Source organism: Streptomyces sp. NPDC050211, from assembly GCF_040656035.1.
Taxonomy (GTDB): Bacteria; Actinomycetota; Actinomycetes; order Streptomycetales; family Streptomycetaceae; genus Streptomyces.
In genome coordinates this window covers 343,472-370,128 of record NZ_JBFALC010000003.1, presented here as the reverse complement: position 1 = coordinate 370,128, position 26,657 = coordinate 343,472, and the positions used below count along the sequence as shown (strand labels likewise).

Sequence of the window (26,657 nt, the reverse complement as noted above, 5' to 3'; positions counted from 1 at the left end):
CCCCTTAAGGGGCGCGGGGAACTGCGCGACCAGCCACGACGGACCCGCAGCCAGCACCCCGGAATTCCGCGGAGGCTTTGCTTCAGTACCCCCGAAGATGAACGCTGAGTGACCGTATCCCGGACGTTCGCGGAGCGGTCGCGTACGCGCAGGGTAGTCCAAGATCGACGTACGGTGATCGGCGTTGCGCGTTGTGGTCTTGTTTACGCGCAGGTCACCCCTGCTGCCAACGATCCAGTACGAGCGGGCAGTTCGCGAGAGCGACGGCTCGTGACCACTGTCGACGCGTTCGCACTCGGGGAGACACGCGCATGTCGCGGATACGCTCTGTCGCCAGCTCCGCGCTGGGGGTCCACCGTCGTACGCTGCTCGCCGCCACCGGGGCGGTGTCCCTGTCCGCCGGCGTCGGCTACGCCCTGCGGCCCACCGACAGCCAGGCCGCCACCGCGAGCGCCCATGCCGCCGACACGGGAGCCGCCGCCAAGGAGGCCCCGGTCATCGCCGCCCGCGAGGCCGCCACCGCACCCCTCGCGCCCTACACGCGCGGCACCACACTCGCCGGCGTCGCCGCCCCCCGCACCTCCTCCGGCTACCGGCGCCTCGGCGACGGCCCCGGCTGGCAGCGCGTCGTGCGCAGCGACCTGGCCGCGCCCAAGTCGGGGCGCGCGGGCCGCCGTACCGCGCTCGCCGCGTTCGTGCAGCTCACCGATCTGCATCTGATCGACAGCCAGCACCCGCTGCGTCTGGAGTTCCTCCGCTCGACGGACGTACACGCCTGGCGGCCGCAGGAGGCGCTGACCGTGCCGGGCGCCATCTCGCTGGTGGAGCGGGTCAACGCGCTGCGGGGAGCCCCCGTCACCGGCTCCCCGCTCCACTTCGCCATGACCACCGGCGACAACACGGACAACAACGCCAAGTCCGAGCTGGAGTGGTTCCTGACGATCATGAGCGGCGGCCGCGTCACCCCCAACACCGGGGATCCGCGCCGCTATGAGGGCGTCCAGAACAGCGGCCTCAAGCAGTACTGGCAGCCGGACTCCACCACCCGTGACGCCGACAAGCAGCTCGGCTTCCCGCACCTCAAGGGCTTCCTCGCCGCCGCGATCCACGAGATGAACAGCCCGGGACTGACCATCCCCTGGTACTCCACGGTCGGCAACCACGACGCCATGCCGCTCGGCACCTACGGCCACGGAGACTCCTACCTCGCCGAGTTCGCCGTCGGCGGCAAGAAACTGATGAGCCTGTCGGCATCTGAGGCGAAGAAGCTCCAGGACACGCTCAAGGGGGACACGGACCCCAAGGGCACCTGGTTCCGCGACCTGCTGAAGGCGCACTCCCGCGATCTGCGCTCGGTCACCCCGGACGACAGCCGCGCCCCGTTCACCGCCGCCGAGTACGTCAAAGCCCACCTGGACCCGGCGTACAAGGGCGCGGGCCCGGTCGGGCACGGCTACTCCGCGGCCAACGCCGAGGCGGGCACCCAGTACTACAGCTTCCGCATCTCCGACGACGTCATCGGCATCAGCCTCGACACCACCGACGCGGGCGGCCACTACAACGGGTCCATCGGAGCAGCCCAGTTGAAGTGGCTGGACCGGACGCTGAAGCAGAACAAGCACTCGTACGCGATCATCTTCAGCCACCACACCAGCGGCACGATGACCAACCTGCGCCCCGACCCCGCCCGCCCGAACGACCGCCGGCACGGCGGCGAGGACGTCCTCGCCGTGCTCGGTCGCAACAGCAACGTCCTCGCCTGGGTGAACGGCCACATCCACCGGAACGTCATCACCCCGCGCACCGGCTCCGGCGGCCACTCCTTCTGGGAGATCTCCACCGCCTCCCACGTGGACTTCCCCCAACTCGCCCGCATCATCGAGGTGGTGGACAACAAGGACGGCACCCTGTCCCTCTTCACCACCCTCATCGAGTCCGCCGCCCCGCACCGCACCGACTTCACCGACCTCTCCCAGACCGGCCTGGCCGCCCTCTACCGCGAACTCTCCTTCAACGCCCCGGGCGCCAGCACGAAGCTGGCGGGGGAGTCGGGCGACCGGAACACCGAGCTGGTGCTGAAGAAGGGGTGAGCTACCGGGCGCTGAAGTGCCGGGCCCGCACAACGGGCATCACGGGAGCTGTGCCGGGTTCGTGGCCGGCGGCCAGCTTTGCAGGGTCATGTCGGCCACCTGCTGGAGGACGTCGCGGGTGATGCCGCCGGCGGCTTGGACGGCGATGCCGTTGGCCACGGTCATGAGGTGGCGGGCGAGCAGTCCGGGATCGGTGCCTGGGGGCAGGTCTCCCTCGTCGACGGCTTGCTGGAACCGGTCGCGCAGGAGCGAGGTGTGCTCATTGCGCCAGGTGGTGAGCGCGTCGCGGGCGCCTCGTCCCGGTTCGCCTGCGGCGAGGGACCCTTGGACTCCCAGGCACCCGGTGGGGCAGCTGGGCCGGGTGGTGGCCCGCACGGAGCCGTTGAGGAACGCGGTGGCCACCTCGCGGGCGGTCGGCTCTTGCAGGGCCCGCGCCCCGTACGAGGCGGGGCCCTCGGTGTAGCGCTCCAGGGCCTTGCGGAACAGCTCCTCCTTGTTGCCGAAGGCCGCGTACATGCTGGTGCGGGTGATGCCCATGGCGTTGGTCAGGTCGGTGAGGCTGGCGCCTTCGTAGCCCTGTTCCCAGAAGACCCGCATGGCCTGTTCGAGGGCCGCGTCGGCGTCGAAACCCCTCGGTCGGCCGATCGGTGCCTTCTGCCGTTTCTCCATGCGAGCGATCGTACCTCTTCTGTACTGGTCGGTGCGGAAGGTGTTACGGTCTCCTTCGGTACCGATCGGTACCGAAATTTATGGAGGTCATATTCATGGGGCAGCTTGAGGGCAAGACCGCGGTCGTCACCGGCGGCGGCACCGGGATCGGCCTGGCGACTGCGAAGCGATTCGCCGCCGAGGGCGCGCACGTGTTCATCACCGGCCGGCGCGAAACCGAGCTGGAGAAGGCCGTCGCCGCCATCGGCTACGCCACCGCGGTGCCCGGTGACGTCAGCGTCGCGGCTGATGTGGACCGCCTGTACGAGCAGGTGCGGGAGCACGGTCAGGGCCTGGACGTACTGTTCGCCAACGCGGCCATCAACCACATCGCGACGTTGGACGAACTCACCGAGGACATCCATGACGCGGTCTTCGACATCAACGTCAAGGGCACCTTCTTCACGGTGCAGAAGGCCCTCCCGCTGCTCAACGAGGGCGCCTCGGTGATCCTCGCCGCCTCCACCGCCGCCGAGGGAGGCGCCGCGGGCATGAGCGCCTACGGGGCGTCGAAGGCGGCCGTGCGGGCCTACGCGCGCGCCTGGGCCGACGAGCTCGGCAGCCGGGGTATCCGGGTCAACGTGGTCTCGCCGGGCCCGGTGAACACCCCGCTGTGGGACGCGGCTTTCGGCGATCGCGCCGGGGAGATGCTCAAGGCGGTCGCGGCGGGCTTGCCCCCCAAGCGGGTCGCCGACCCCGACGAGATCGCCGCCGCCGTGACCTTCCTCGCCTCGCCGGACAGCAGCTTCGTCTACGGCGCCAATCTCTACGTCGACGGCGGGATGAACCAGATCTGACCGGACCGCATCATGAACGGCTGGCCGGTCGCCAGGTCCCTGACGACAAGGGCTGAAAGCCGCTCAACCTCGCCGCAGCGCGGCAACCTTCCCCCCGGACGCCGGGTCCTTCCCCGCGACCGAGCTCAAGGGCGTAGACAAGGTAGACAAGTGGGGGAAGACATGACCGTACGGATGACCCTGGCGGCGGCGACGGCAGTCGCGCTGTCGGCCGTGGCACTCGCGGGACCCGCCGTGGCCGCAGACCGCGGCGGTGACCACGACGCCACCCGCAAGGCGATCGAGGCCGCCGTCGACGCCGGTGTCCCCGGCGTCACGGCGACCGCGAAGGACGGCCGCGGCAGCTGGTCCACGACGGCCGGCGTCGGCAACATCAAGACGGACCAGCCGCGGTCGGAGCACGACCGGTACCGCGTCGGCAGCATCACCAAGACCTTCGTGGCCACGGTGCTGCTCCAGCTGGAGGCCGAGGGCAGGCTGTCCCTGGACGACACGGTGGAAAAGTGGCTGCCGGGCGTGGTCGAGGGCAACGGCCACGACGGCGCGCGGATCACCCTCCGGCAGCTCCTCAACCACACCAGCGGCATCTACAGCTACACCTCGGACGACGACTTCGTCCGCAAGTACTTCCTCGCGGACGGCTTCTTCAAGCACCGCTACGACACCCTGACGCCCCGGCAACTGGTGTCGATCGCGACGCGGCACAAGCCGGAGTTCGCGCCCGGTACTTCGTACAGCTACTCCAACACCAACTACATCGTCGCCGGCATGGTGATCGAGAAGGCCACCGGACACTCGTACGGCGACGAGGTGCGCCGGCGCATCATGCAGCCCCTGCATCTCACCGCCACCTCCGTCCCCGGCACCCGGGCCACGGTCCCGCAGCCCAGCAGCCGCGCCTACTCCAAGCTGGCCGAGGACACGACGGGACCGACCTACGACGTCACGGTGCTGAACCCCTCCGGAGCCGGCGCCGCGGGCGGGATGATCTCCGACTCGGCGGACCTGAACCGCTTCTACCGCGCCTTGATGCAGGGCAGGCTGCTCCCGGCCGAGCAGCTGAAGGAGATGAAGACCACCGTGACGGACCCCGACACGAACGACATCCGCTACGGCCTCGGCCTGATGGACGTCAAGCTCAGCTGCGGCGTCCACGTCTGGGGCCACGAGGGCGGCATCCACGGCTCCTCCTCGGTGGCCGTCACAACCGCCGACGGCCGCCACTCCCTCGCCTTCAACTTCAACGGGGACTGGACCGGCGACGCCGCAGCGGTGCTCGAGGGGGAGTACTGCGGCAAGTGAAGCTAGACCCACCTCGAACGGAGTTCGTCGCGCAGGCGCCGGGCGACCTGGCCCATGAGGGCGTCGGCGCCCGGCTGCCGGCCGGCGGCCACCTGTGACTCGGTCAGGGCGGCTATGGCGTAAGTCTGGCCGTCGGCGTGTTCGACGACGCCGACCTCGTGGCGCAGGTTGAGCAGCGTGCCGGTCTTGGAGGACCAGATGGAGGCGTCGGACTCGAAGTCCGGGGCGAGGCGGTTGCGCAGGAGGTTGTTGGCCAGGAAGCCGCGTACCTGTGCCGCGACCTCGGGGTGGATCGCCGGGCGCTCGGCGCCCTCGGTCCACAGGGCCTGGAGGAGGTCGACGAAGGCCCGTGCCGTGCCGGTGTTCGCACGCGAGATGTCGAGTTGCGGCACCCGGTGGCCGCGCCCCGGCGTGCCGGCGTCGATCGCGAGGGCATGCGCGAGGTGGACGTCGGCGGGGTCGAAACGCTCCACCGGGGTGTCCATCAGCTCGCCCATGGTGTGCCGGACGGCGATGCCGCGCAGCCCGAACTCGTGCAGGACCGCCCCGACTTGGGCAGGGGGCGTGAGGGCGAAGAGGGCGTCGGCGGCGTTGCTGTCGCTGATGCAGGTGCTGAGGTAGAGCAGGTCCTCCACGGCGATGTGGGCGGCGTGCCGGAACCGGCTCAGACCGGTCGGACCGGGCGTGGTGACCCGCCCGGGCTCCACCTCGATCACCTTGGCGCCGTCGAGTTCCCCACGCCGGATGCGTTCCAGCGTCGCCAGGGCGAGCGGGATCTTCACGAGGGACGCGGCCGGCAACTCGGTGTCGGGGTCGATCCCGATCTCGTCGCCCGTCGCCAGATCCCGGACGAGGAAGGAGCCGTACAACCCGCCGTCGTGCAGGGCCCGGCGCAGCTCGCCGAGCAGTCTCTCGGTACCGGTGGTCATACGGCCCCCTCCGCGCTCTCCGTGGCGCCGAGGCACCGGGCGATGCCGGGCGCGCAGGCCTGGCGTACGTGCCCGGCATCGACGTCCGTCTCGTCCGCCACCGCGAGCGAGAACCCGCGGGCGAAGCCGGGGCCCAGTTCGCCGACGGGCCGCCAGTGAAGGCGGAGTTCGCGGGCCTGCGGGGCCGAGCACAGCAGCGCGTCGCCGTGGCTGAGCACGTCCGCCGCGGCGGCGGCCACGGCCGGTGCGACGGCCAGCTGGGCCGGGCGCAGCCCGACGGCGTCGCGCAGCCGGGTCAGCCGGTCCCGGACGTGCGGCACGTCGTCCTCCGGCTGCAGCCACACCCGCCGGGGCCGCCGGTCGCGGTCGGCCCGGCCGGGGCGCAGAGTGTCCAGGTAGATCGCCCCGCCGCCGGGCTCGTCCGCGACCGCCAGCCCCAGCGGCACCGTCCAGGCCGCCTCGGCGGGCGCCACCGCGAGCAGCGCCGCGCGCACCTGCCGGGAGGACACGAGGTCGGCCCGCTCGGCCGGACCGGCGGGAAACGGGTCGAGCAGGACGCCCTGCTCGTGTGCGTCGGCGATGAGCCGGGCGAGGGCGCCGGTCGGGCAGACGGCGGGCACGGCGAGCCGCAGCGGCCGGCGCCGGGCCGCCTCCGCCTCGTACTCGAACCGGTCGGCGAGCAGCACGAGTTGCCTCGCCGTCGGCAGCATGTCCCGGCCGAAGGGCGTCAGCGTCACCGCCCGCGAGGACCGGTCAAGGAGCCGCTCGCCCAGGCGTTGTTCCAGCGCGGCGACGCGACGGCTCACCACGGACTGGGCCGTACGGGCCGCCGCGGCGCCCACCGTGAAGCTGCCGTGCTCGCTCACACTGACGAACGCCCGGCATGCCGCGACAAGATCCACGCGCCCTACTATGCCAAAACAGCATGGAGTTGAACGTCCGCGTCTTGGACCTCGGCACCCCGCGGCCCGGAGAGTTGGTCGCGGCCCAGGGGTTCCCCGGGGCCCACGGCCCATTGCCCATCGACGGCCTGGAGGTTCATCCATGACGTATCCGCTTCGCACCCGCCGAGGCGCCGCCTGGGCGGCGGCCGGACTGCTCGCCCTGGCCGCGCTTCCGGCGTGCGGCCAGGAAGCCGCGTCCGGGACCGGCTCATCCGCTAGTGCGGCGAGAGCCGAGTCGCTGACGGCAGCCACGAAGCAACCCACCGGCCCGGAATTCCGTTCCCTGGAGCGGCAGTTCGACGCACGGCTCGGTGTCTACGCCCTGGACACCGGCACGGGCCGCTCGGTCGGCTACCGCGCGGACGACCGGTTCGCGTACGCCTCCACGTTCAAGGCGCTGGCGGCAGGGGCGATCCTCCGGAAGTACGGCACGGACGGCATCGACAAGGTGGTCAAGTACTCCCGCGACGACCTGGTCGAGAACTCGCCCGTGTCCGAGAACTTCGTCGACACCGGCATGACCCTGCGGGGGCTGTGCGCCGCGACCCTCTGGTACAGCGACAACACAGCCGTCAACCTGCTCCTCGACGAACTCGGCGGCCCCGACGGCCTGGAGAAGGTGCTGGAGGAGTTCGGCGACGACGTCACCGAGATGGACCGCTACGAGACGGAGATGAGCGAGGGCACTCCGGGCGACATCCGCGACACGAGTACACCCCGCGCGATGGCGGGAAGCCTGCGCGCCTTCCTCCTCGGCGACGCCCTGAAAAGCGACGAACGCCTGCTCCTCAGGCAGTGGATGACCACGAACATGACCGGCCGCACCCTCATCCGGGCCGGCGTCCCCAAGCCCTGGGACGTCGCCGACAAGAGCGGCACCGCCGGATACGGCGGCCGCAACGACATCGCCGTGATCTGGCCGGACGACGGCGGCAACCCCATCCTCATGACCGTCCTGTCCACCCGCGGCAAGAAGGACGCCGAACGAGACGACGCACTGATCGCAAAGGCCGCCACGGTGGCGGTCGAGGGCCTCGGCCGCTAGGGGCCACGTGTGCATGAGGAGGGGCCCCGGGCATCGGGCCCGGTGGCCCCTCCTCTCCCCTCCTGATGCCGGTCCCGGTCCGTCGTTACCGGGGCAGCACCACGACATACGCGGCCGGATCGCGGTCCGCCGACGCCATCAGCGCCGTGCGGACGACCGTGGCCTGCTGTTCCATCGAGTCCCGGAGCTTCTTCGGCGTGATGTGGACGACGGTGATGCCGAGGCGCTCCAAGTGCTCGCGCTTGCGGGCGTATTCGGACCACAGGGCGTCCTCGTCCTGGCGGGGTGCCCGGGTGTCCAGCTCCACGGCGACCGCCTGCTCGGGCCAGTACGCGTCCAGGCCGCCGAGGTGAGGGCCACCGGGTAGCCGCAGGTCGACGTTCCACACCGGGTCGGGCAGGCCGAACTCGCGGACCATGCGGTACAGCCGGTCCTCCGCGATCGCGCGGCCCTCGGCCAGCAGGGAGTCCACCGCGTCCACGACATGCGGCCGGCTGAGCAGCTTGGCGTTGTTCAACTCCCGGACGACGGAGGCCGGCTCGCAGTGACCGCCGCGTACGGCTTCGGTGAGGAGGCGGCGTACGGCGCCGGCGTCCGCGAGGCCGGAGACCGCGTCGGCGAGGGCGCGGGGGACGGGGGCTACGGGCACGCCGGTGACCTGTTGCGGGGTGGGCAGGGCAGCCGTACGGACGATCCGGGCCGGCCCCGCGGAGCGCAGCCGGCGCAGCCGGGGGACCAGGACGTCGAGCTTCTCCAGGGACAGCAGCGGGGGAGCGGAGGCGAAACCGTGGAGGGTCAGCGCCGCGAGGCCCGTGATCATGGCCTCCGCGTACACGGGTCGGTGCGGGTCGCCCGCGCCGGGCTGGGCCGGCACGCCGGGGGACGACTCGCGTGCCGCGTACATCAGGACCGCGTGCAGCCGCTCCTCGCCGGTCGGCGGGCCCGGGTGGAGCAGGAAGACGCCCGGCAGGATCTGCTGCCAGGGGCCACCGGGCCGGCACTGGTCGTTCGCGTCGGCCGCGGACACGCCGTGCGAGCGGAGCTGGGCCGCGGTCATGACGCGGCGGTGCACCTCGGAGAGGTGGCGGAGGGGGCGGGGGGAGAGCGGGGTGTTGTGGTTCATGACCCGGAGGCTTCCGCGTCCGATCCGCCCCTTAACCGTTGTTACACGCCCGTCGACAAAAGCGGACAACCTGGCACTAAAGGACGGGTGTTCGGATGCCGAGTAGGCACGGAAAACCCCTGGTCCGTTCGGGTTGGACCAGGGGTTACGGCTGCTATTGCCTGAATTCCGTAACGGTCACGGAGGGCCGTGATCGTTGGCCAAAGGTCCCACGAGTCATGGATCAAAGGTCCTACGAGTCATGGATCACCGGCCGTCGGCCGCCGCATCGCACGCCTGCCCCCGCAGCCCCCGCGCCAGATCGTCCCGCGCCTCCAGCACCAGCCGCCGCAGCGCCGGAGCCGCCGACTCGTGCGCCGACAGCCAGACATCCGTGGCCGCCAGGGTCTCCTCGGAGTCCCGCAACCCCGGGAACAGCCCCCGCACCACATCCATCCCGATCTGGATCGACCGCTCGGACCACACCCGCTCGATGGCCGCGAAGTACTTCTCGGCGTACGGCGCGAGCAGCTCCCGCTGCGACGGCTGTCCGAACCCCGCGATCGTCGCCTCGACCAGCGCGTTGGACAGCGCGTCGGACTCGACGACCTGCGCCCACGCCTGCGCCTTGACCGCGGCCGACGGGCGGGCGGCGAGACAGCGGACCTGGTGCCGCTTGCCGGACGCGGTGTCGTCGCGGGCCAGTTCGGCGGCGAGCACCGACTCGTCGGCGACCCCGTGCGCGGCGAGGGGTTCCAGGAACGCCCACCGCAGCTCCTGGTCCACCGCCAGGCCCTCGATCGTCTCCGTGCCCTCCAGCAGCCCCTTCAGCAGCTTCAGGTCGCCCTCGCCCACCGCCACCGTCGCGAAGAACCGCGCCCACGCCAGCTGATGCTCACTGCCCGGCTCGGCACCCCGCAGCTCACGCAACGCGCCCTCGGCCAGCAGCCGTTCGCCGACCGGCCGCCACCCGGGCGCCACATAGTGCACCAGCGCCGAGTTCGCCCAGGCGTGCAGCATCTGGAGCACCCCGATGTCCGACTCGCGCCCCGCGAACCGCAGCACAAGACCGATGAAGTCCCGCGCCGGCAGCAGCGCGTCCCGGGTGAGATTCCACAGCGCCGACCAGCACAGGGCCCGCGCCAACGGATCGGTCATCCCGCCGAGACCGTCCTTCAGCGTGGCCAGCGACGCTTCGTCGAAGCGGATCTTGCAGTACGTCAGGTCGTCGTCGTTGACCAGGACCAGCTCCGGCGCCTGCGCACCCACCAGCTCCGCCACGACCGTACGCGGCCCGTCGACGTCCACCTCGGCGCGCGCGTACCGCTCCAGCGCCCCGCCCTCGGCACGCCGGTACAGCCCCACCGCCACCCGGTGCGGCCGCAGCTCCGGATGCGACTCCGCCGCCTCCTGCAACACCGCCAGCTCGTCGACCCGGCCCTCGGCGTCCAGCAGCACCTGCGGAGTCAGCGAGTTCACCCCGGCCGTCTGCAGCCAGGACCGCGCCCATGTCCCCATGTCACGCCCGCTGGTCTCCTCCAGCACCGACAGCAGATCACCGAGGCGCGTGTTGCCGTACGCGTTCCGCTTGAAGTAGCGCCGTGCGCCCTCCAGGAACGCGTTCTGACCGACGTAGGCGACGAGTTGCTTCAGGACCGAAGCCCCCTTGGCGTACGTGATGCCGTCGAAGTTCAGCTTCGCGTCCTGGAGATCACGGATGTCCGCCGTGATGGGGTGCGTGGAGGGCAGCTGGTCCGCGCGGTACGCCCACGCCTTGCGGCGGTTGGCGAAGGTGATCCAGCCGTCCTGGAAGCGGGTCGCGCCCACCAGGGCGAAGGCGCCCATGAAGTCCGCGAACGACTCCTTCAGCCACAGGTCGTCCCACCACTCCATGGTGACCAGGTCGCCGAACCACATGTGCGCCATCTCGTGCAGTACGACGTTCGCGCGGCCCTCGTACGACGCCCGCGTCACCCTGCCCCGGAAGATGAACTCCTCCCGGAAGGTGACCAGTCCCGGGTTCTCCATCGCACCGAGGTTGTACTCGGGCACGAACGCCTGGTCGTACTTCCCGAACGGGTACGGGTAGTCGAAGTGGTCGTGGAAGAAGTCCAGGCCCTGCTTGGTCACTAGGAACACGTCGTCGGCGTCGAAGTAGGGGGCGAGCCCCTTGCGACACAGGGCGCCGAGGGGGATGTCCATAGTCGTGCCGTCGGTGAAAGTGCGGGAGTACGAGTCCGTGACGTAGTGGTACGGGCCCGCCACCACACACGTGATGTACGTCGAGATCGGCTTCGTCTCCGCGAACCGCCAGATCCCGTCCGTGAGTTCACCGACGCCGTTGCTCCACACCGTCCACTCCTCGGGCGCCCGCACCTCGAAGCGGAACGGGGCCTTGAGGTCCGGCTGCTCGAAATTGGCGAAAACGCGGCGGGAGTCGGCCGGCTCGTACTGCGTGTAGAGGTAGACCTCGCCGTCCTCGGGGTCGACGAAGCGGTGCAGGCCCTCGCCGGTGCGGGAGTAGGCGCACTGGGCGTCGACGACGAGTTCGTTGTCGGCGGCGAGGTCCTCCAGGGTGATCCGCGAGCCGTCGAAGACCTCGCTCGGGTCGAGGTCCTTGCCGTTGAGGGAGAGGGCCGTCACGCTCGGCGCGATCAGGTCCGCGAAGCTGGTCGCGCCGGGCTCGGCGCAGCGGAAGCGGATCGTGGTGACCGAACGGAAGGTGCGCGGCGCCCCGTCCTCGCCGTCCCCGCCACCGATGGCGGAGCGCACATCGAGGGACACGTCGTACCCGTCGACGGACAGCAGGGCGGCCCGCTCCCGGGCCTCGTCGCGGGACAGATTCTCACCGGGCACGGGCGGCACTCCCTCGGGGTCTGTTCAGTATGTGGACGGCACTGATCCTGCCATGTGGCTCTGACCGGCGGCATCAGGGAATGGCCGGGCGAGCAGGGACGTTCTCCAGACGTTCCGCGGAGACCTGCCCGCCTCATGAGGAGAGACATGTCGGACAAGACCCCCGTCGATTTCTGGTTCGACCCGCTGTGCCCCTGGGCCTGGATGACCTCTCGCTGGGTGCTGGAGGTGGAGAAGGTCCGGGACATCGAGGTCCGCTGGCACATCATGAGCCTGGCCGTGCTGAACGAGCCGAAGCTCGACGAGCTGCCCGAGGAGTACCGCGAGCTGCTGGAGACCAAGGCCTGGCAGCCGATCCGGGTGGTGACCGCGGCCTGGCAGAAGCACGGCTCCGAGATACTCGGCCCGCTGTACACCGCGCTCGGCACCCGGATCCACAACGAGGACCAGGGCCCGACCCGGGAGGCCGTCGTCGGCGCCCTCGCCGAGACCGGCCTGCCCGCCGACCTGATCGACTACTTCGACCAGGAGGACTTCGAGTTCGACGCCGAGCTGCGCGCCTCCCACAAGGAGGGCATCGACAAGGTCGGCCAGGACGTAGGCACCCCCGTCATCGCCGTGCCCGGCGCGGACGGCCAACAGCTCGCCTTCTTCGGCCCCGTCGTCACCCCCGCCCCCAAGGGCGAGGAGGCCGCCCGCCTCTGGGACGGCACCCTCGCCGTGGCCTCGGTCCCCGGCTTCTACGAGATCAAGCGCACGCGGACGAAGGGGCCGGACTTCAGCAACCTGTAAGCATCACGACTCACTCGGGGAAGTTCCCCCCGTCGTCCCACTTGAGTTTCCGCTGGAACCGTCTGCAGCCGTCGCGGGCGCACCGGACGTAGGCCTCCGGCGGAAACTCCTTCTTCTGCTGCCGGACGATCTCCTTCTCCGCGTCATTCAGCTCGCGGAACTCCTGGAGCGGGCCGCCACCGCAGTTCGGGCAGCGCCTGAACATCAGGCGGTCCGCCCCGCGGCGCCGACAGCGGCCCGCGCCTGCGCCAGCCGGGCGAGGTGGTCCCGATACCCCCGCGCGTAGTACGCGGCCCGGCCCGCGTCCGGCTCGACGACCTCCGTCGGCTCCGTCCACACGCCCTCGTCCAGCGCGACCCCGTACCGCTCGGCCGCCGCCAGCACCGCGCCCCGCGCGCCCACCTCGCCCTCGACCACCCGCAGCGGCCGGCCCAGCACATCGGCGAGCAGCCGCATCCAGGCGTGGCTGCGGGTACCGCCCCCGCACACCGCGAGCGACCCCGTCAGGCCCGCCGCCTCCAGACAGTGCCGGGCGGCATAACCGATGCCCTCGCAGGTCGCCCGGACCAGGTCGCCACGGGTCGACTCCAGGCTGACGCCCGTGAGTTCGGCGCGCAGGCCGGGCTCGACGAAGGGCGCGCGCTCGCCCGAGGGCGCGAAGTACGGCAGGACGCGGACGCCGTGCGCACCGGGCGGCGTGTCGGTCAGCAGGGCGTCCACCTCCTCATGGGCGACGCCCGTCGTCGACAGCACCCAGTCCAGCGCCGCCGTCCCGACCATCGCCGGCATCGCACGCAGCCAGTGGCCGGGCCGGTCGGTGGAGATGTACAGCCCGGCCGGCTCACCGGTCAGGTCCAGGTCGGTCGTCGCGACGAGGGCGGCCAGGCATGTGCCCACGATCAGCAGACCGTCGCCCGGGGAGGTGACGCCGGCGCCGAGCGCGCTGGCGGGGAGGTCGTACGGGCCGTTCGCGAGCGGAGTCCCGGACGGCAGCCCTTCTCCGCGCGCCTCGGCGGTGGCCAGCGGGTCGCTGATGGGGGCGAGCAGGCCCCGGCGGTGGGTGAGGCCGAGCAGCTCCACCACCCGGTTGTCGTACGACCGCGACCTCGGGTCCAGGAACGGCATCGACGCATCCGACACGTCCGTCGTCGCCCGCGCCGCCCCCGTCAACCGCTGGAACACCATGTCCTTGCAGTACACGGCGGCCTTCGCGGCGTCGAGCGACTTCGGCTCGTGCGCGTCCAGCCAGGCCAGGAGCGGGCCCGGACAGCCGGGGAACATCGCGTTGCCGGTGCGCCGGAACACCGTCTCGAAGGTGCCGTCCGCCTGCCACCGGTCGAGCAGTTCGTGCGCGCGGCCGTCCATCCAGGAGGCGGCGGGGCGGATCGGGCGTCCTGAGTCGTCGACCAGCCATACTCCGTCGCCCTGGCCGGTGAGGCCCGCCAGTTCGATCGGTTCCTCCGGCAGGCGGGCGGTCAGCGCGTCGAGTACGGCGACCACCGCCCCGTACACCTCTTCCATGTCCTGCTCGACGAAACCGCCGTGGAGGGACAGCCGCACCGGCCGTGCCTCGACGGCGAGTTCACGGCCGCCACGGTCGAAGGCCGCGGCCTTGACCATGGACGTGCCCACATCGATCCCGACGTACATAGAGCCCTACCTCCAGTCCTCACCCCAAGGAGTGCGCCAGCGGCTCCCCGCGCACCCACCGTCCGACCTCCCCGGCCGCGATCGCCGCCGCCTTCTCGGCTGTCGCTCGGCTCGCTCCGCCCAAGTGCGGGGTCAGTACGACGCGTTCCGCGAGGCCCAGCAGTCGCGAGCCGGCGGGGAGCGGCTCCCGCTCGTATGTGTCCAGGGCCGCCGCCGACAGCCGTCCGCTCTCCAGCGCGTCGCAGAGGGCGTCCTCGTCGAGGAGGGGGCCGCGGGCCGCGTTCACGACGACCGCGCCGGGTGGGAGGAGCGCGAGTTCGCGGGCGCCGATGAGGCCGCGGGTCTCGGGGGTGAGGCGGGCGTGCAGGGTGATCACCTGGGAGCGGGTGAGCAACTCGTCCAGGGACGACAGCCGCAGTCCGTGGATCTCGCCGTGGACGTAGGGGTCGTAGACCATGACCCGGGCGCCGAAGGCGCAGAGGACGCGGGCCACACGGCTGCCGACCGCCCCGTAGCCGACGAGCCCGACGGGCAGGTCCTCCAGCTCCAGGCCGCTGTGCTCGTACGTGTAGTAGGTCGCCCCTTGCCAACTCCCTTGCCGGGCAAGGAGGTCATGGGCCTGCGGGATGCGGCGCAGGGCCGCCAGCATCAGGCCGACGGTGAACTCGGCGGTGGCGGCGGCGTTGCGGCCGGGTGAGAAACACACCCGTACGTCACGGGACTTGGCCGCTTCCAGGTTGACGTTGACCGGGCCGCCGCGGCAGACGACGACCAGGCGGAGGGAGGGGGAGGCGTCGAGGACGCGCTCGGTGACCGGGGCCATCTGGGTGACCAGCACTTCGCGGTCGTCCGACAGCGCCGCGATGAGATCCTCCTCGGCGTCGCTCGCCTCCGTCACCTCGGCGACCGGGCCGAAGGGTTCCAGGGGCCAGCCGAGGGTCAACTCCCGTACGTCACAGGGGTGGTCGCGGAGTTCCTGGCCCACCGACGACGCGATGAGCGACGGCAGTACGAAGTGATCCCCGGCGGCGAGGACCCGTAGCGTTCCGTTCATCGCGGTGCGTCTCCCATCGGCGTCGAAGACATGACGACCTCGTAGCGGACCTTGTGCTCGTCCAGGTCCCGCAGCGCCTCGGCCGACGCCCCGTCGTCGACGAGGAGCAGATCGAAGCGGGAGAGCGGGGCGACCCGGTGCAGGGCGACCCGGGCGAGCTTGGTGTGGTCGATCAGCAGGACGTTCCGCGCGGCCGAGTCGAGCATCGCCCGCTTCACGGACACGATGTGCTGCTCCTGGTGGTAGGCGTAGCCCCCGTGCACGGCCGACGTGGACGCGAAGCAGACGTCGACGCGGAGCGACTGCGCCGCCTCCACGCAGGACACGCCGAGGAAGGAGGAGTGCAGCGGATCGTAGTCGCCGCCGAGCGCCATCAGGTGGATGCCGCGCTGGTCGGAGAGGAGGTTGATGGCCTCCAGGAAGTTGGTGACGACCGTCAGCGGGGTCACCTCGCCGAGCCGCAGCCGGCGGGCTATCTCCAGGGCGGAGGTGGAGTCGTCGAGCATGATCGCCATGCCCGGCTCTATCGACTTCATCGCATGCGCGGCGACCGCGGCCTTCTCCGCCCGCATGGTCTTCAGCCGGTACTGCACATTCGACTCGAACACCCCGGACGGCTGCGCCGTCACGCCACCTCTGAACTTCCGTACGATCCCCTGCCGTTCGAGCTCGTCCAGATCCCGGTGGATGGTCATCAGGCTGACCCCGAAGCGCTCGGCCAGCTCGGCGGCGGTCGCCGAGCCGTCGGCCAGGACCAGCTCCGCCATGGCGGCCTGACGGGCCGCGGGCCCCTGCTGTGTGTTGCTCATTGCCCGATCCTTCGTCCTGGACGCTCCGGCCGGGTGCTGGGCCAACGGGTCGAGTCGACTCGTTAACAGAGGGTGGAACGGTGGAAGTGGGGCGTCAATCCCTCGCGCAGGTGGAAACCTCGGTGCAGAGTGAGAAGTTCACGGCCAGGTGTGGGAGGTCCGATGGAGTCATGGCTCGGGATCGACCTGGGGACGCAGGGCGTCCGGGCGCTGCTCGTCGCCGCGGACGGCACGGTCCTGGGCAGGGGTACGGCCCCGCTGACCGGTCGGCGCGACGGCGTACGGCACGAGCAGGATCCGGGGGAGTGGTGGGACGCGGTGTGCACGGCGTCCCAGGCCGCCCTGCCCCGGCACGCAGCGGTGCGCGGGGTCGCGGTGTGCGGGACGTCCGGGACGGTACTGCTGACCGACATCTCAGGGGAGCCGATCAGCCCGGCCCTGATGTACGACGACGGGCGGGCAGGGGAGCAGGGAGCCAAGGCCCGGGCGGCGGGGCTGTCGGTGCAGGACACCTGGGCACTGCCGAAGGCACGGTGGCTGGCGGAGACATACGGGCCCGGACGGCTCACCCACCAGCCCGACGTGATCACCGCACGGCTCGTGGGCCGGCGGGTGCCGGCCGACTCCAGTCATGCGCTGAAGACGGCGTACGACGTGGAGCGCGACGCCTGGCCGGACATCCTCGGCCTGCCGGACGGGGCGCTGCCGGACGTCGTACCGCCCGGCACCCGGCTCGGCGAGGTCTGCGTGGCCGCCGCCGAGGCCACCGGCATCCCCGCCGGCACCCCGGTGATCGCCGGGATGACCGACGGCTGCGCGGCCCAGATCGCCTCCGGCGCGCTGCGCGAGGGCTCCTGGAACTCGGTGCTCGGCACGACGCTGGTACTGAAGGGCGCCACCTCGCACCCCGTCCGGGACCCGGCCGGCGTCGTCTACAACCACCGTGCGCCGGACGGGGGGTGGCTGCCGGGCGGGGCGTCCAGCGTCGGCGCGGGCGTGCTCACCGCCGCGTTCTCGGGTGCCGACCCGGCCGCCATGGACGCACAGGCGGCGGCCTTCGAACCGTCCGGCGCGGTGACCTACCCGCTGGCGTCACCCGGCGAACGCTTCCCGTTCCTGGCGCCGGACGCCACCGCCGTCGTCCTCGGCGAACCCAGCTGCGACGCCGACCTGTGGGCCGCGCTGCTCCAGGGCGTCGCCTTCACCGAGCGCCTCTGCCTGGACTACCTGCACCACCTGGGCGCCCCGCTCGACGGCACCCTCACGTTCACCGGTGGCGCCGCCCGCAGCCCGTACTGGAACCAACTGCGCGCCGACGTCCTGGGCCGCACGGCCCGCGTACCGGAACAGACGGAACCGGCCCTGGGCATGGCCGCGTTGGCGGCATACGGCACCGGAGCCGGCACCTCCCTCGCCGACACAGCCGAACGCATGGTCCGCATCCGAACCGTCATCGACCCCCGCCCCGACCGCACAGTCCTCTTCGCCGAACCGTACGCCCGCCTCATCGACGAGTTGGAGGCGCGCGGCTGGCTACCGCCCCAGATCGCGGCCCACGCCCGCGCCCGCCTCACGATGGATACCGCCGAACCATGAGGCCCACCATGGATACCGCCGAACCATGACGCTCACCGTGGATACTCCCGAACCATGAGCACCACCACGACCCTTCTCCTGGCCCGCCACGGCCAGACCGTCTGGCACGCCGAGAACCGGTACGCCGGAGTCAGTGACATCGCCCTGACCGACACGGGCCGCGCCCAGGCCGAGGCGCTGGGCCGGTGGGCGGCGGCGCATCCGGTCGACGCGATCTGGACGTCCCCGCTCTCCCGGGCCGTCGCCACCGCGGAACCCGCCTGCCGCGCCCTGCGCCTCACCCCGCACCGCGAACCCGCCCTGGCCGAATGCGACTTCGGGGTCCTGGAGGGCCGTACGCTTGCGCAGTTCGCCGCCGAGAACCCCCAACGCGCGAAGGCGTTCCGTACCGACCCGGCAGCGAACCCCTTCCCCGAAGCCGAGGACCCGGTGACCGCCGCGGCCCGCGGCACGGCAGCCCTCCGCCGCATCGCCGCAGCCCACCCCGGCGACCGCGTCCTCGTCGTCGCCCACAACACCCTGCTCCGCCTCGTGCTGTGCAGCCTGCTGTCCATCCCACTGAGCGAATACCGCCGCGTCTTCCCGAAACTCCACAACACGGCACTCACCGAACTCCGTATGAACACCGGCGGCTCCGCCGCCCTGATCTCCCTCAATGTGCCGTGCGAGCTCTAACTGCCGTAGCACTATGGCCACATGACGGAGATCGACACCTCGGTGCCGCACTCGGCCCGGATCTGGAACTACTGGCTCGGTGGCCAGGACAACTACCCCGCCGACGAGTTGGCCGGCGACGCCTACACGGCCGTCTTCCCCGGCATCTCCACCATCGCCCGCAGCAGCCGCGCCTTCCTCGGCCGCACCATCCGGTACCTGACCAATGACGCAGGCGTTCGCCAGTTCCTCGACATCGGCTCCGGCCTGCCGACCGTGGACAACACTCACGAGGTCGCCCAGCGCCACGCTCCCGAGTCGAGGATCCTCTACGTCGACCACGACCCGCTGGTCCTCGCACACGCCCGCGCCCTGCTCACGTCCACGCCGGACGGCTCGACGGCATACGAGCACCTCGACCTCCACGACCCGGACCGCATCCTGGCCGCCGCGAACCGCCACCTCGACCTGACCCGCCCCACCGCCCTCATCCTCAGCGGCGTCCTCGGCCACATCCCCGACCACGACCGGCCCCGCGACATGGTCCGTCAGCTGCTGGACGGCCTGCCCTCCGGCAGCTACCTCTCCATCAACGACGGCTCCCGTGGCACCGACCGGGCCTATGAACAGGCCCAGGACACCTACAACGAGTCCGGCGCCGTGCCGTACTTCCTGCGCCCCGTCGACCAGATCGCGGCGTTCTTCGAGGGCTTGGAGCTCGTGGAGCCGGGAGTCGTCTCGGTGCCTCTGTGGCGCCCGGAGACCGAGAACCCGACGCCGATCGGTCAGCACGGGGGGCTGGGCCGCAAGCCCTGAAGTCCCGAAGCCCCGGCATATTCAGAGCCGACCCCGCGAGTCACGTCCTCGCGGGGTCGGCTCCTTCATCCGCCTGCCGAACGTGAACGGTGAGAAGACGATCACGAGGCAGGACGTCTCAGGGATCAGGGGATCAACGCATCAGGGCGTGAGCAGCAGGACGTCCGTGCGGGACTTGGCGGCCTCGTAACGGCGGGCCACGTCCTGCCAGTTGACGACCTGCCACATCGCCTCGATGAAGTCGACCTTCTGGTTCCGGTACTGCAGATAGAAGGCGTGCTCCCAGGCGTCGAAGACGAGGATCGGCGTGGCGCCCTGCCCGACGTTGCCCTGGTGGTCGTAGACCTGCTCCACGATCAGCCGCCCGCTCAGCGGCTCGTACGCCAGCACACCCCAGCCCGAACCCTGCGTCGTCGCGGCGGCCTTGGACAGCTGCGCCTTGAAGCCCGCGAAGGATCCGAAGGACTCGGCGATCGCGTCCGCGAGCTCTCCCACACCGTCCTTCTCCAGCGGCTCGCCACCGCCGTCACCGGTCATGTTCTGCCAGTAAATGCTGTGCAGGATGTGCCCGGAGAGATGAAAGGCCAGGTTCTTCTCCAGCCCGTTGATCGAGCCCCACGATTCCTTGTCCCGCGCCTCCGCCAGCTGCTCCAGCGTGTCGTTGGCGCCCTTCACATAGGCCGCGTGGTGCTTGTCGTGGTGCAGCTCGATGATCTCGGGGCTGATCACGGGGGCGAGCGCGGAGTAGTCGTAGGGCAGTTCCGGGAGTGTGTAGACGGGCATGAAGGGTCCCCTCAGGCTTGTTGCAAGTAGCTTGCAATAACAAGCTAACAGCAAAAAGCCCCCGGGTGGATCACCCGGGGGCTTTGGTGCCGTCGCAGGGGCGTCAGCGCTTGGCGCGCACCCTCTGCCACCCATACCCGGTCCCTGCCAGCACCAGCGTCATCGCGCCCGTCGAGTACAGCTGGACCCGGGTGTCGGGCTCGCGGGCCATCAGGGTGAGGATCGCTGCCATGCCGGCGAGGGCGACCCAGGTGAGGGTGGGGAAGGCCCACATGCGGACGACGAGTTTTTCCGGGCTCTCGCGTTCCAGGCGGTGGCGGAGGCGGAGTTGGGAGGTGGCGATGAAGATCCAGACGACCAGGATGACCGCGCCGATCATGTTCAGAAGCCAGGAGAAGACGTCGTCGGGGCGCCAGTAGCTGAGCAGGACGCAGCCGAAGCCGAAGAGGGAGGAGGTGAGTACGGCGGTCCGGGGCACGCCCGAGGAGACCTTGCCGAGTGCCTTCGGGCCCTGGCCGCGTTCGACGAGCGAGTAGGCGATGCGGGAGGCGCCGTAGATGTTGGCGTTCATCGCCGACAGGAGGGCGACGAGCACCACCACGTTCATGAGTTGGCCCGCGCCGGGGATGCCGAGTTCGTCGAGGGCGGCGACGTACGGGCCCTTCTCGACGACCTCCTTGGAGTCCCAGGGGACCAGGGTGACGATGACGGCCATGGAGCCGATGTAGAAGAGGGCGATGCGCCACATCGCCGTGCGGACCGCGCTCGCCACGCCCCGGACGGGGTTCTCGGACTCGGCCGCGGCGATCGTCACCGTCTCCAGTCCGCCGTAGGCGAAGACGGACGCGAGCAGGCCGATGACCAGGCCCTCGCCGCCGTTGGGGAGGAAGTCGGTGAGGTGGGCGGTGCCGGGGGAGTCCGTGCCGGGCAGGACGCCGGTGATCGCCAGCATGCCAAGGGCCAGGAACAGCGTGATCGCGCCTACCTTCAGCGCGGCGAACCAGAACTCGAACTCGCCGAAGTTCTTCACGGCGGCCAGGTTCGTGCCGCAGAACACCACCATGAAGAGGGCGACCCAAGCCCACTCCGGCGTGCCGGGCAGCCAGCCCGTCATGATCTTCGCCGCGCCGATGCCCTCCAGGCCTACGGCCGTACAGAGCAGAACCCAGAAGGACCAGCCCGCGGTGAAGCCCGCCCAGGGGCCGATCGCGCGCTCGGCGTGCGCGGAGAAGGAGCCCGAGGAGGGGTACGCGGCCGACATCTCGCCCAGCATCCGCATCACCAGCATCACGAGGATGCCGGAGAGGGCGTAGGCGACGACGATCGAGGGTCCCGCGGCGGCGATACCGGCGCCGGAGCCCACGAACAGGCCCGCGCCGATGACACCGCCGAGGGCGATCATGGACAGATGGCGCTGCTTCAGGCCGTGGGAGAGGGAGACGTCCGCGTCGGGCGGCGTCTCGACGGTGGTGCTGGGCATGGGCGCGGCTCGTCCAATGCGTGAGGGGGTGCGACCTCAGGAGTGTAAAGGGGAGGTATCGGTTCCGGATTGGCGAGACCCTACAGTGCCTGCATACGGCCGTATGGGTGACCCACGTGGCCTTACCTCAGTGACCCGTATCACGCCGGGTCACGTGTAACCGGCACTCTTTGTCAGGAGCCCACCACAGCCGCGCTCCGGCCTTTGTCGAGCGGTGACGGTGCTGCGCTCAGGTGCCCTGGGTTAGCGTCACGGTGTCCCGAACCGCCCTGACTCGGAGTCCCCATGAGCACCGCTGCCGTCGCCGCCCCCGCCCGCACCGGGCAGGTCCTCGCCGACCTCCTCCCCGCCTCCCGCGTCCGGGACGCCGCGCTCGTGCTCGGCGGCGCCGCGCTCACCGGCCTCGCCGCCCAGCTCGCCGTGCCGGTGCCCGGCTCCCCGGTGCCGGTGACCGGACAGACCTTCGCCGCGCTGCTGATCGGCACGAGCCTCGGCGCCGGGCGCGGGCTGCTCGCGCTCGTCGTGTACGCGCTGGCCGGCCTTGCCGGTGTGCCGTGGTTCGCGAACGGGGCGTCCGGGGTCTCCGCCTCCTTCGGCTACATCATCGGGATGATGCTGGCGGCCACCGTCGTCGGCGCCCTGGCCCGCCGCGGCGCCGACCGCTCCGTCCTGCGCATGGCGGGCGCGATGCTGCTCGGCGAGGCGATCATCTACGCGATCGGCGTGCCGTATCTCGCCTTCGCCGCCGACATGTCCGCGTCCGCGGCGATCGCGGCCGGCCTCACTCCGTTCCTGATCGGCGACGCCCTCAAGGCGGCTCTGGCGATGGGGCTGCTGCCGACCGCCTGGAAGTTCGTCAACAAGCGCTGAGCTACTGGCTGTTGTGAGTCGACAGCGTGAAACCGGGGTGCGGCAGTGAGCCGCACCCCGGTTTTTTGTGCTCTTTTGTGCCGAGGCTCAGGTCTCGCGCCTCCGCTGCGACCACCACAGCCCGGCCGCGCCGGCCGTGATCAGCGCCGCGCCCGCCGCGCCGAGCGGCAGGACGTCACGTCCGGGACCGGTCTTCGGCAGCTCGTCGCTGCCCGGAGCCACCGGCGCGTTGTCGGTGCCGAGCAGCAGCGGGGTGGCCGGGGCGTCCGGTGACGGGTTCGTCGTGCCGAACGGCACCGGGCCCTGTTGCCAGAATGTCTTGCTTCCGTCGCTGTTCTGCACGGGCAGACAGATCTTTCCGGTTTTCTCTCCGGTCTGGCTCACGTCGTACGTCGCATCGACGTCGTACGACTTGGAATCACCGGCCGCGAGATTGTCGATCGGGCAGGTGTAACCGCTGTTCGAGCCCTCGGGAAGATCGCCCTCCGCAATCGGCGAACACCCCTGGACGTTCTTTACGGTCAGGCCGTCGAAGCCAACGACCCAGAGCCTGATTTTGCCGCTGTCCTTGGTCCCCTCGTTCTTCACCGTGGCGGTCATCGCCGTTTCCTGTGAACTGTTGTCGACCGAGATCTCCTCGGGCAGCAGTGTGGTCAGCTCGACATCCGCCGGCGCCTCGTCAACGGCCTTGCCCCCCTTGCTGCTTCCGGGCCCCTGGTCATCCGCACTGGCGGTGACGGAAAAGATCATCACCGACGAAAGGGATGCCGCAACCAGCGATCCCGCGATGGTCGTCATACGACGAGAACTCATGTTCGTCCCCCTTGCCTGCGCCTGAATTCGCAGTACTTGAAGAGCTACCACAAGATTTCTCCGCACTATGCTGGTACGGCCTGAAGTGTGACCATTGTGTTTCAGACGAGGAGCAGTTGAGGGGGTGCAGCGGATTGCCGGGGAATACGGAAAGCACGGGAAACACGAGGAGCGGCGGGGTTCCTGGGCTATTGGTGACGGGGCGCTACCGATTGGTCGAAAGTATTGGGCAGGGAGGTATGGGGCGGGTGTGGCGAGCCGCCGATGAAATACTCGATCGTCAGGTGGCCGTGAAGGAAATGCGCATCGACGGCCTCGATGCCGAAGACGCGCGTACCCGCCGGGAACGCACCCTGCGCGAGGCCAGGGCCACCGCCCGGATCGACCACCCCAACGTCGTGCGGGTGTATGACGTGGTCGACGAGGGCGAACGCCTGTGGATCGTCATGGAGTTGGTCGCCGGCCGCTCCCTGGAACGGATCATGGCCGAGGACGGGCCGCTCGGACAGCGCGAGGCGGCACGGATCGGACTCGGCCTGGTGGAGGCGCTGCGCCAGGTGCACGCACGTGGCGTGCTGCACCGCGACATCAAACCCGGGAACGTCCTGGTCGAGAGCGGCGGACAGCGCGTCGTCCTCACCGACTTCGGCATCGCCGCCATCCAGGACGCCAAGGCGCTCACCATGGTCGGCATGCTGGTCGGCTCGCCCGACTACATGGCCCCCGAGCGCGTCTCCGGCCGCCCTCAGGGCCCGCCGTCCGACATCTGGTCCCTCGGCGCGACACTCTGCGCGGCGATGGGCGGCCGCTCCCCCTTCTCCCGCGACACCACCCTGGCCACACTGCACGCGGTGTTGTACGAGGAGCCCGAAATCCCCTCCTCCGCAGGCACGTTGGCCACGATCCTGGCTTCCCTTCTGGAGAAGGAGCCGTCGGTACGGCCGGGCCTGGACGACCTGGAGTCCACGCTGCGTTCCGTCGCCGCGGAAGCCGTAGAAGGGGAAGAGCAGGAGGAACCGGCGCCCACGCGCGCGGAACCGGAGCCACAGGACGCCCCACGGCCGCCGGAATCACCCACTCCGGCTCTCATCGAGCACCACCGCATTCCCGCCCCGCGCGACCCCCGGCAGTCGCAACCGGAACCCATCGAGGACGCGAAACCTCCCCAGTCCCAGGTCCACCCCCAGCCGCAACGACCCGTCGACACCCACGACTTCGGCCCCAGCCGCACCTCCATCCCCACTCCCGCATCCGCCTCGACCGAAGCCGCCTCCGAGTTGCGCTCGGAGACCCGCTCCGAGACCCCGTCCGCCAACTCGGCGGCAGGCAGCAGGACCGGTGTCTCCTTCGTACGCGCCGAGGCGGCGACGCAGGCGCACAGTCCGCCGTACGCCGCCCAGCCGGTCGCGATGCCGCCCGGCGAACTCCCGGGCCCCGCCGTCCCGGCCGGCGGCGGCACCGGGCGCGGACGCCGTCGTACGGGCCTGCTGGCCGCCGTGGCAGCGGTCACCGCCGGTGCCGTGATCGCGGTCGTGCTGATGCTGAACTCCGGGTCGCCGGACGACAAGAAGGCGGGAGCGTCCACGCCCTCGAGCGACACTCCCTCGGCCACCGTAGAAGGCACGTCCAGGCCGCAGACCCTGCCGCCGGGCGCCCGGAAAGAGGCGGGCGGATACGCCTGGGTGCCGCCCGAGGGCTGGCGGCGCGATGTGAAGACGGGCTCCGAGGTGCACTACACATCCCCGGACGCCAAGCAGGAACTCGCCACGAAGTCCGCGGTGGCCCGCGGTGACCTGCTGGAGACCTGGCGGCGCTCCGAGCAGAACGCCCAAGAAGGGCAGTACGACACGATCCGCCTGGAGGAGACGACCTTCCGCGGCTACCCGGCGGTCGTCTGGGAGTACGCCTTCACCATCAAGGGCGTCGCCTGGCACGCCGAGCTCCTGGGTTTCACCGTGGAGGGAACGTCGTACCAGGTCAACACGTGGTATCAGCCGGACATCGAGGCGCAGGCGCTGAAGACGTACAAGAAGGTCAAGGACACCTTCACCGTGCTGTAGGCGCCTTCGTCGTGCGGGCCAGCTTCTCCTTCGCGAAGGCGATGGCCAGGACGACCGCGGCGACCAGCAGCGACAGCAGTACCGTCTTGCGTCCGTCGTGCTCGGTGTCGGTGAGCATGTAGCCGAGGACGAACACGATCAGCGCGGCCGTGGCCCAGGTGAGGTACGGGTACAGCCACATCCGGACGACCAGCTTCTCCGGTGCCTCGGCCTGGATGATCTTCCGCATGCGCAGCTGCGAGAAGCAGATGACGAGCCAGACGAACAGCGCCACGGCGCCGGACGAGTTGACCAGGAAGAGGAAGACGGAGTCCGGGAACTTGTAGTTGAAGAAGACCGCGACGAAGCCGAAGACAACGGACGCGATGATCGCCGCGAGCGGCACTCCACGGCTGGTGGTCTTCGCGAAGGCCTTGGGCGCGTCACCGCGCTGACCGAGCGAGTAGGCCATGCGGGAGGCCGTGTAGAGGCCGGAGTTGAGGCAGGACAGCACCGAGGTCAGGACGATGAAGTTCATGATCTGACCGGCGTGCGGGATGTCGAGGGAGTCGAGGGCGGCGACGTAGGAGCCGTCGTCGGCGATCGACTTGCTGTCCCAGGGGAGCAGGGAGACCACGACGAAGATCGAGCCGAGGTAGAAGACGGCGACCCGCCAGATGATGCTGTTGGTGGCCTTGGTGACGGCCTGCTGCGGGTTCTCGGACTCGCCGGCGGCGAGCGTGGCGATCTCGCTTCCCATGAAGGAGAAGACGACGAGCAGCACACCGGTGAGGATCGCGCCCGGCCCGTTCGGCAGGAATCCGCCGTGGTCGGTGAGGTTGCTCAGCCCGGCCTGCTCGCTGTCGACGCCCGGCAGCAGCCCGAACACGGCGAGACCGCCGATGACGATGAACGCGGCGATCGCCACGACCTTGATCCCGGCGAACCAGAACTCGAACTCGCCGTACGACCCGACGGAGACCAGGTTGGTGGCGGTCAGCACCACCATCACGATCAGGGCCCAGGCCCACTGCGGGACGGCGGGTATCCAGCCCTCCAGGATCACCGCACCGGCGGTCGCCTCGACGGCCAGCACCACGACCCAGAAGAACCAGTACAGCCAGCCGATGGAGAACCCGGCCCAGCGCCCGAGCGCCCGGTCGGCGTGCGCCGAGAACGAACCCGAGGTCGGGTTGGCCGCCGACATCTCACCGAGCATCCGCATCACCAGCACCACGAGCGTGCCGACGAGGGCGTACGACAGGAGGATGCCGGGTCCGGCGGTGGCGATACCGGAACTGGAGCCGACGAAGAGTCCGGCTCCGATGACACCGCCGATGGCGATCATCGACAGATGGCGGTTCTTGAGACCTGCCTGGAGGCCGTTACCGGGATCGCCGGTGGGTCCAGGTTCCTTGCTGGCCTTGGAAAGGGTCGGCTGCGAGGTCATGGAGGGGATTTCCTTTGCGCCGGACGAGCAGATTCCCGTGCGAGCGGTGCACGGGGGCGTACGAATCGGTCCAGTGAA

23 protein-coding genes are annotated in these 26,657 nt (G+C 70.4%); 10 read left to right on the top strand and 13 right to left on the bottom strand.

Translation table 11 applies throughout. The features are described 5' to 3' along the window. Positions 1 to 311: 311 nt before the first annotated feature. On the top strand, positions 312 to 2,090 hold the full coding sequence (locus tag AB0I98_RS05610) for a TIGR03767 family metallophosphoesterase (RefSeq protein ID WP_362935710.1): 1,779 nt from the start codon (positions 312 to 314) through the stop codon (positions 2,088 to 2,090). A 39-nt stretch (positions 2,091 to 2,129) separates the two neighbouring features. On the opposite strand, the gene AB0I98_RS05605 is transcribed toward AB0I98_RS05610, so the two are convergent. Then, positions 2,130 to 2,759, bottom strand: a complete 630-nt coding sequence (locus tag AB0I98_RS05605; RefSeq protein WP_362935707.1) for a TetR/AcrR family transcriptional regulator — start codon at positions 2,757 to 2,759, stop codon at positions 2,130 to 2,132. Between the two features lie 95 nt (positions 2,760 to 2,854). Here AB0I98_RS05605 and AB0I98_RS05600 point away from each other — a divergent pair, with 95 nt between their 5' ends. After that, positions 2,855 to 3,595 (top strand): SDR family oxidoreductase, encoded by a 741-nt coding sequence (locus AB0I98_RS05600; protein WP_362935704.1) that lies wholly within the window; start codon positions 2,855 to 2,857, stop codon positions 3,593 to 3,595. A gap of 162 nt (positions 3,596 to 3,757) precedes the next feature. Continuing rightward, positions 3,758 to 4,897, top strand: a complete 1,140-nt coding sequence (locus tag AB0I98_RS05595) for a serine hydrolase domain-containing protein (RefSeq protein ID WP_362935701.1) — start codon at positions 3,758 to 3,760, stop codon at positions 4,895 to 4,897. 2 nt (positions 4,898 to 4,899) lie between these two features. Here the strand turns inward: AB0I98_RS05595 and AB0I98_RS05590 are convergent, their stop codons facing one another. Further along, positions 4,900 to 5,826, bottom strand: coding sequence for a serine hydrolase (locus AB0I98_RS05590; protein WP_362935698.1), 927 nt, complete (start codon positions 5,824 to 5,826; stop codon positions 4,900 to 4,902). Continuing rightward, positions 5,823 to 6,728, bottom strand: a complete 906-nt coding sequence (locus AB0I98_RS05585; RefSeq protein ID WP_362935695.1) for a LysR family transcriptional regulator — start codon at positions 6,726 to 6,728, stop codon at positions 5,823 to 5,825. Before AB0I98_RS05585 ends, AB0I98_RS05590 begins: the two co-directional genes overlap by 4 nt. A 142-nt stretch (positions 6,729 to 6,870) precedes the next feature. Here AB0I98_RS05585 and bla point away from each other — a divergent pair, with 142 nt between their 5' ends. Next, a complete protein-coding gene (gene bla / locus AB0I98_RS05580) occupies positions 6,871 to 7,815 on the top strand; it encodes a class A beta-lactamase (protein ID WP_362935692.1) in 945 nt (314 codons plus the stop codon). Positions 7,816 to 7,900: 85 nt separating this feature from the next. On the opposite strand, the gene AB0I98_RS05575 is transcribed toward bla, so the two are convergent. After that, positions 7,901 to 8,938, bottom strand: a complete 1,038-nt coding sequence (locus tag AB0I98_RS05575) for a hypothetical protein (RefSeq protein WP_362935689.1) — start codon at positions 8,936 to 8,938, stop codon at positions 7,901 to 7,903. A 246-nt stretch (positions 8,939 to 9,184) separates the two neighbouring features. Continuing rightward, positions 9,185 to 11,773 (bottom strand): aminopeptidase N, encoded by a 2,589-nt coding sequence (gene pepN, locus AB0I98_RS05570; protein ID WP_362935686.1) that lies wholly within the window; start codon positions 11,771 to 11,773, stop codon positions 9,185 to 9,187. A gap of 147 nt (positions 11,774 to 11,920) precedes the next feature. Here pepN and AB0I98_RS05565 point away from each other — a divergent pair, with 147 nt between their 5' ends. Beyond that, positions 11,921 to 12,565: a DsbA family protein gene (locus AB0I98_RS05565; RefSeq protein WP_362935683.1), complete on the top strand. Its 645-nt coding sequence runs from the start codon at positions 11,921 to 11,923 to the stop codon at positions 12,563 to 12,565. A 10-nt stretch (positions 12,566 to 12,575) separates the two neighbouring features. Here the strand turns inward: AB0I98_RS05565 and AB0I98_RS05560 are convergent, their stop codons facing one another. From AB0I98_RS05560 to AB0I98_RS05545, 4 genes are read right to left on the bottom strand one after another with little or no spacing between them, the layout of a single operon-like run. After that, positions 12,576 to 12,770 (bottom strand): hypothetical protein, encoded by a 195-nt coding sequence (locus AB0I98_RS05560; protein ID WP_362935680.1) that lies wholly within the window; start codon positions 12,768 to 12,770, stop codon positions 12,576 to 12,578. Then, on the bottom strand, positions 12,770 to 14,215 hold the full coding sequence (locus AB0I98_RS05555) for an FGGY-family carbohydrate kinase (protein ID WP_362935677.1): 1,446 nt from the start codon (positions 14,213 to 14,215) through the stop codon (positions 12,770 to 12,772). Before AB0I98_RS05555 ends, AB0I98_RS05560 begins: the two co-directional genes overlap by 1 nt. Positions 14,216 to 14,234: 19 nt before the next feature. Continuing rightward, on the bottom strand, positions 14,235 to 15,269 hold the full coding sequence (locus AB0I98_RS05550) for a 2-hydroxyacid dehydrogenase (RefSeq protein ID WP_362935674.1): 1,035 nt from the start codon (positions 15,267 to 15,269) through the stop codon (positions 14,235 to 14,237). Beyond that, positions 15,266 to 16,078 (bottom strand): DeoR/GlpR family DNA-binding transcription regulator, encoded by an 813-nt coding sequence (locus tag AB0I98_RS05545; RefSeq protein ID WP_362935671.1) that lies wholly within the window; start codon positions 16,076 to 16,078, stop codon positions 15,266 to 15,268. Before AB0I98_RS05545 ends, AB0I98_RS05550 begins: the two co-directional genes overlap by 4 nt. A gap of 162 nt (positions 16,079 to 16,240) precedes the next feature. On the opposite strand from AB0I98_RS05545, the gene AB0I98_RS05540 reads away from it, so the two are divergent. From AB0I98_RS05540 to AB0I98_RS05530, 3 genes are read left to right on the top strand one after another with little or no spacing between them, the layout of a single operon-like run. Next, on the top strand, positions 16,241 to 17,674 hold the full coding sequence (locus AB0I98_RS05540) for an FGGY-family carbohydrate kinase (RefSeq protein WP_362935668.1): 1,434 nt from the start codon (positions 16,241 to 16,243) through the stop codon (positions 17,672 to 17,674). A gap of 54 nt (positions 17,675 to 17,728) precedes the next feature. Continuing rightward, positions 17,729 to 18,349, top strand: coding sequence for a histidine phosphatase family protein (locus AB0I98_RS05535; protein WP_362935665.1), 621 nt, complete (start codon positions 17,729 to 17,731; stop codon positions 18,347 to 18,349). A gap of 21 nt (positions 18,350 to 18,370) precedes the next feature. Continuing rightward, a complete protein-coding gene (locus AB0I98_RS05530; RefSeq protein WP_362935662.1) occupies positions 18,371 to 19,144 on the top strand; it encodes an SAM-dependent methyltransferase in 774 nt (257 codons plus the stop codon). Between the two features lie 141 nt (positions 19,145 to 19,285). Here the strand turns inward: AB0I98_RS05530 and AB0I98_RS05525 are convergent, their stop codons facing one another. Next, positions 19,286 to 19,927, bottom strand: a complete 642-nt coding sequence (locus tag AB0I98_RS05525) for a superoxide dismutase (protein ID WP_362935660.1) — start codon at positions 19,925 to 19,927, stop codon at positions 19,286 to 19,288. 103 nt (positions 19,928 to 20,030) lie between these two features. Further along, complete coding sequence (locus tag AB0I98_RS05520; protein WP_362935657.1) at positions 20,031 to 21,407, bottom strand: amino acid permease; 1,377 nt, start codon at positions 21,405 to 21,407, stop codon at positions 20,031 to 20,033. A gap of 285 nt (positions 21,408 to 21,692) precedes the next feature. Here AB0I98_RS05520 and AB0I98_RS05515 point away from each other — a divergent pair, with 285 nt between their 5' ends. After that, on the top strand, positions 21,693 to 22,277 hold the full coding sequence (locus AB0I98_RS05515) for a biotin transporter BioY (RefSeq protein ID WP_362935654.1): 585 nt from the start codon (positions 21,693 to 21,695) through the stop codon (positions 22,275 to 22,277). A gap of 87 nt (positions 22,278 to 22,364) precedes the next feature. Here the strand turns inward: AB0I98_RS05515 and AB0I98_RS05510 are convergent, their stop codons facing one another. Then, entirely contained in the window at positions 22,365 to 23,090 is a 726-nt protein-coding gene (locus AB0I98_RS05510; protein ID WP_362935651.1) for an LPXTG cell wall anchor domain-containing protein, read from the bottom strand. Positions 23,091 to 23,284: 194 nt separating this feature from the next. Between AB0I98_RS05510 and AB0I98_RS05505 the strand changes: the two genes are divergently transcribed. Continuing rightward, positions 23,285 to 25,150, top strand: a complete 1,866-nt coding sequence (locus AB0I98_RS05505) for a protein kinase (RefSeq protein WP_362935648.1) — start codon at positions 23,285 to 23,287, stop codon at positions 25,148 to 25,150. Here AB0I98_RS05505 and AB0I98_RS05500 read toward each other — a convergent pair. Further along, positions 25,137 to 26,579: an amino acid permease gene (locus tag AB0I98_RS05500; protein ID WP_362935645.1), complete on the bottom strand. Its 1,443-nt coding sequence runs from the start codon at positions 26,577 to 26,579 to the stop codon at positions 25,137 to 25,139. The two genes, AB0I98_RS05505 and AB0I98_RS05500, sit on opposite strands and share 14 nt — an antisense overlap. Positions 26,580 to 26,657 lie beyond the last annotated feature (78 nt).

What these genes read in the sequence shown, in the direction of transcription:
- AB0I98_RS05610 (WP_362935710.1), top strand. Translation starts at nt 312, where the DNA reads ATGTCGCGGATACGCTCTGTCGCCAGCTCCGCGCTGGGGGTCCACCGT.
- AB0I98_RS05605 (WP_362935707.1), bottom strand. Translation starts at nt 2,759, where the DNA reads ATGGAGAAACGGCAGAAGGCACCGATCGGCCGACCGAGGGGTTTCGAC.
- AB0I98_RS05600 (WP_362935704.1), top strand. Translation starts at nt 2,855, where the DNA reads ATGGGGCAGCTTGAGGGCAAGACCGCGGTCGTCACCGGCGGCGGCACC.
- AB0I98_RS05595 (WP_362935701.1), top strand. Translation starts at nt 3,758, where the DNA reads ATGACCGTACGGATGACCCTGGCGGCGGCGACGGCAGTCGCGCTGTCG.
- AB0I98_RS05590 (WP_362935698.1), bottom strand. Translation starts at nt 5,826, where the DNA reads ATGACCACCGGTACCGAGAGACTGCTCGGCGAGCTGCGCCGGGCCCTG.
- bla (WP_362935692.1), top strand. Translation starts at nt 6,871, where the DNA reads ATGACGTATCCGCTTCGCACCCGCCGAGGCGCCGCCTGGGCGGCGGCC.
- AB0I98_RS05575 (WP_362935689.1), bottom strand. Translation starts at nt 8,938, where the DNA reads ATGAACCACAACACCCCGCTCTCCCCCCGCCCCCTCCGCCACCTCTCC.
- AB0I98_RS05565 (WP_362935683.1), top strand. Translation starts at nt 11,921, where the DNA reads ATGTCGGACAAGACCCCCGTCGATTTCTGGTTCGACCCGCTGTGCCCC.
- AB0I98_RS05560 (WP_362935680.1), bottom strand. Translation starts at nt 12,770, where the DNA reads ATGTTCAGGCGCTGCCCGAACTGCGGTGGCGGCCCGCTCCAGGAGTTC.
- AB0I98_RS05555 (WP_362935677.1), bottom strand. Translation starts at nt 14,215, where the DNA reads ATGTACGTCGGGATCGATGTGGGCACGTCCATGGTCAAGGCCGCGGCC.
- AB0I98_RS05550 (WP_362935674.1), bottom strand. Translation starts at nt 15,269, where the DNA reads ATGAACGGAACGCTACGGGTCCTCGCCGCCGGGGATCACTTCGTACTG.
- AB0I98_RS05545 (WP_362935671.1), bottom strand. Translation starts at nt 16,078, where the DNA reads ATGAGCAACACACAGCAGGGGCCCGCGGCCCGTCAGGCCGCCATGGCG.
- AB0I98_RS05540 (WP_362935668.1), top strand. Translation starts at nt 16,241, where the DNA reads ATGGAGTCATGGCTCGGGATCGACCTGGGGACGCAGGGCGTCCGGGCG.
- AB0I98_RS05535 (WP_362935665.1), top strand. Translation starts at nt 17,729, where the DNA reads ATGAGCACCACCACGACCCTTCTCCTGGCCCGCCACGGCCAGACCGTC.
- AB0I98_RS05530 (WP_362935662.1), top strand. Translation starts at nt 18,371, where the DNA reads ATGACGGAGATCGACACCTCGGTGCCGCACTCGGCCCGGATCTGGAAC.
- AB0I98_RS05525 (WP_362935660.1), bottom strand. Translation starts at nt 19,927, where the DNA reads ATGCCCGTCTACACACTCCCGGAACTGCCCTACGACTACTCCGCGCTC.
- AB0I98_RS05520 (WP_362935657.1), bottom strand. Translation starts at nt 21,407, where the DNA reads ATGCCCAGCACCACCGTCGAGACGCCGCCCGACGCGGACGTCTCCCTC.
- AB0I98_RS05515 (WP_362935654.1), top strand. Translation starts at nt 21,693, where the DNA reads ATGAGCACCGCTGCCGTCGCCGCCCCCGCCCGCACCGGGCAGGTCCTC.
- AB0I98_RS05510 (WP_362935651.1), bottom strand. Translation starts at nt 23,090, where the DNA reads ATGAGTTCTCGTCGTATGACGACCATCGCGGGATCGCTGGTTGCGGCA.
- AB0I98_RS05500 (WP_362935645.1), bottom strand. Translation starts at nt 26,579, where the DNA reads ATGACCTCGCAGCCGACCCTTTCCAAGGCCAGCAAGGAACCTGGACCC.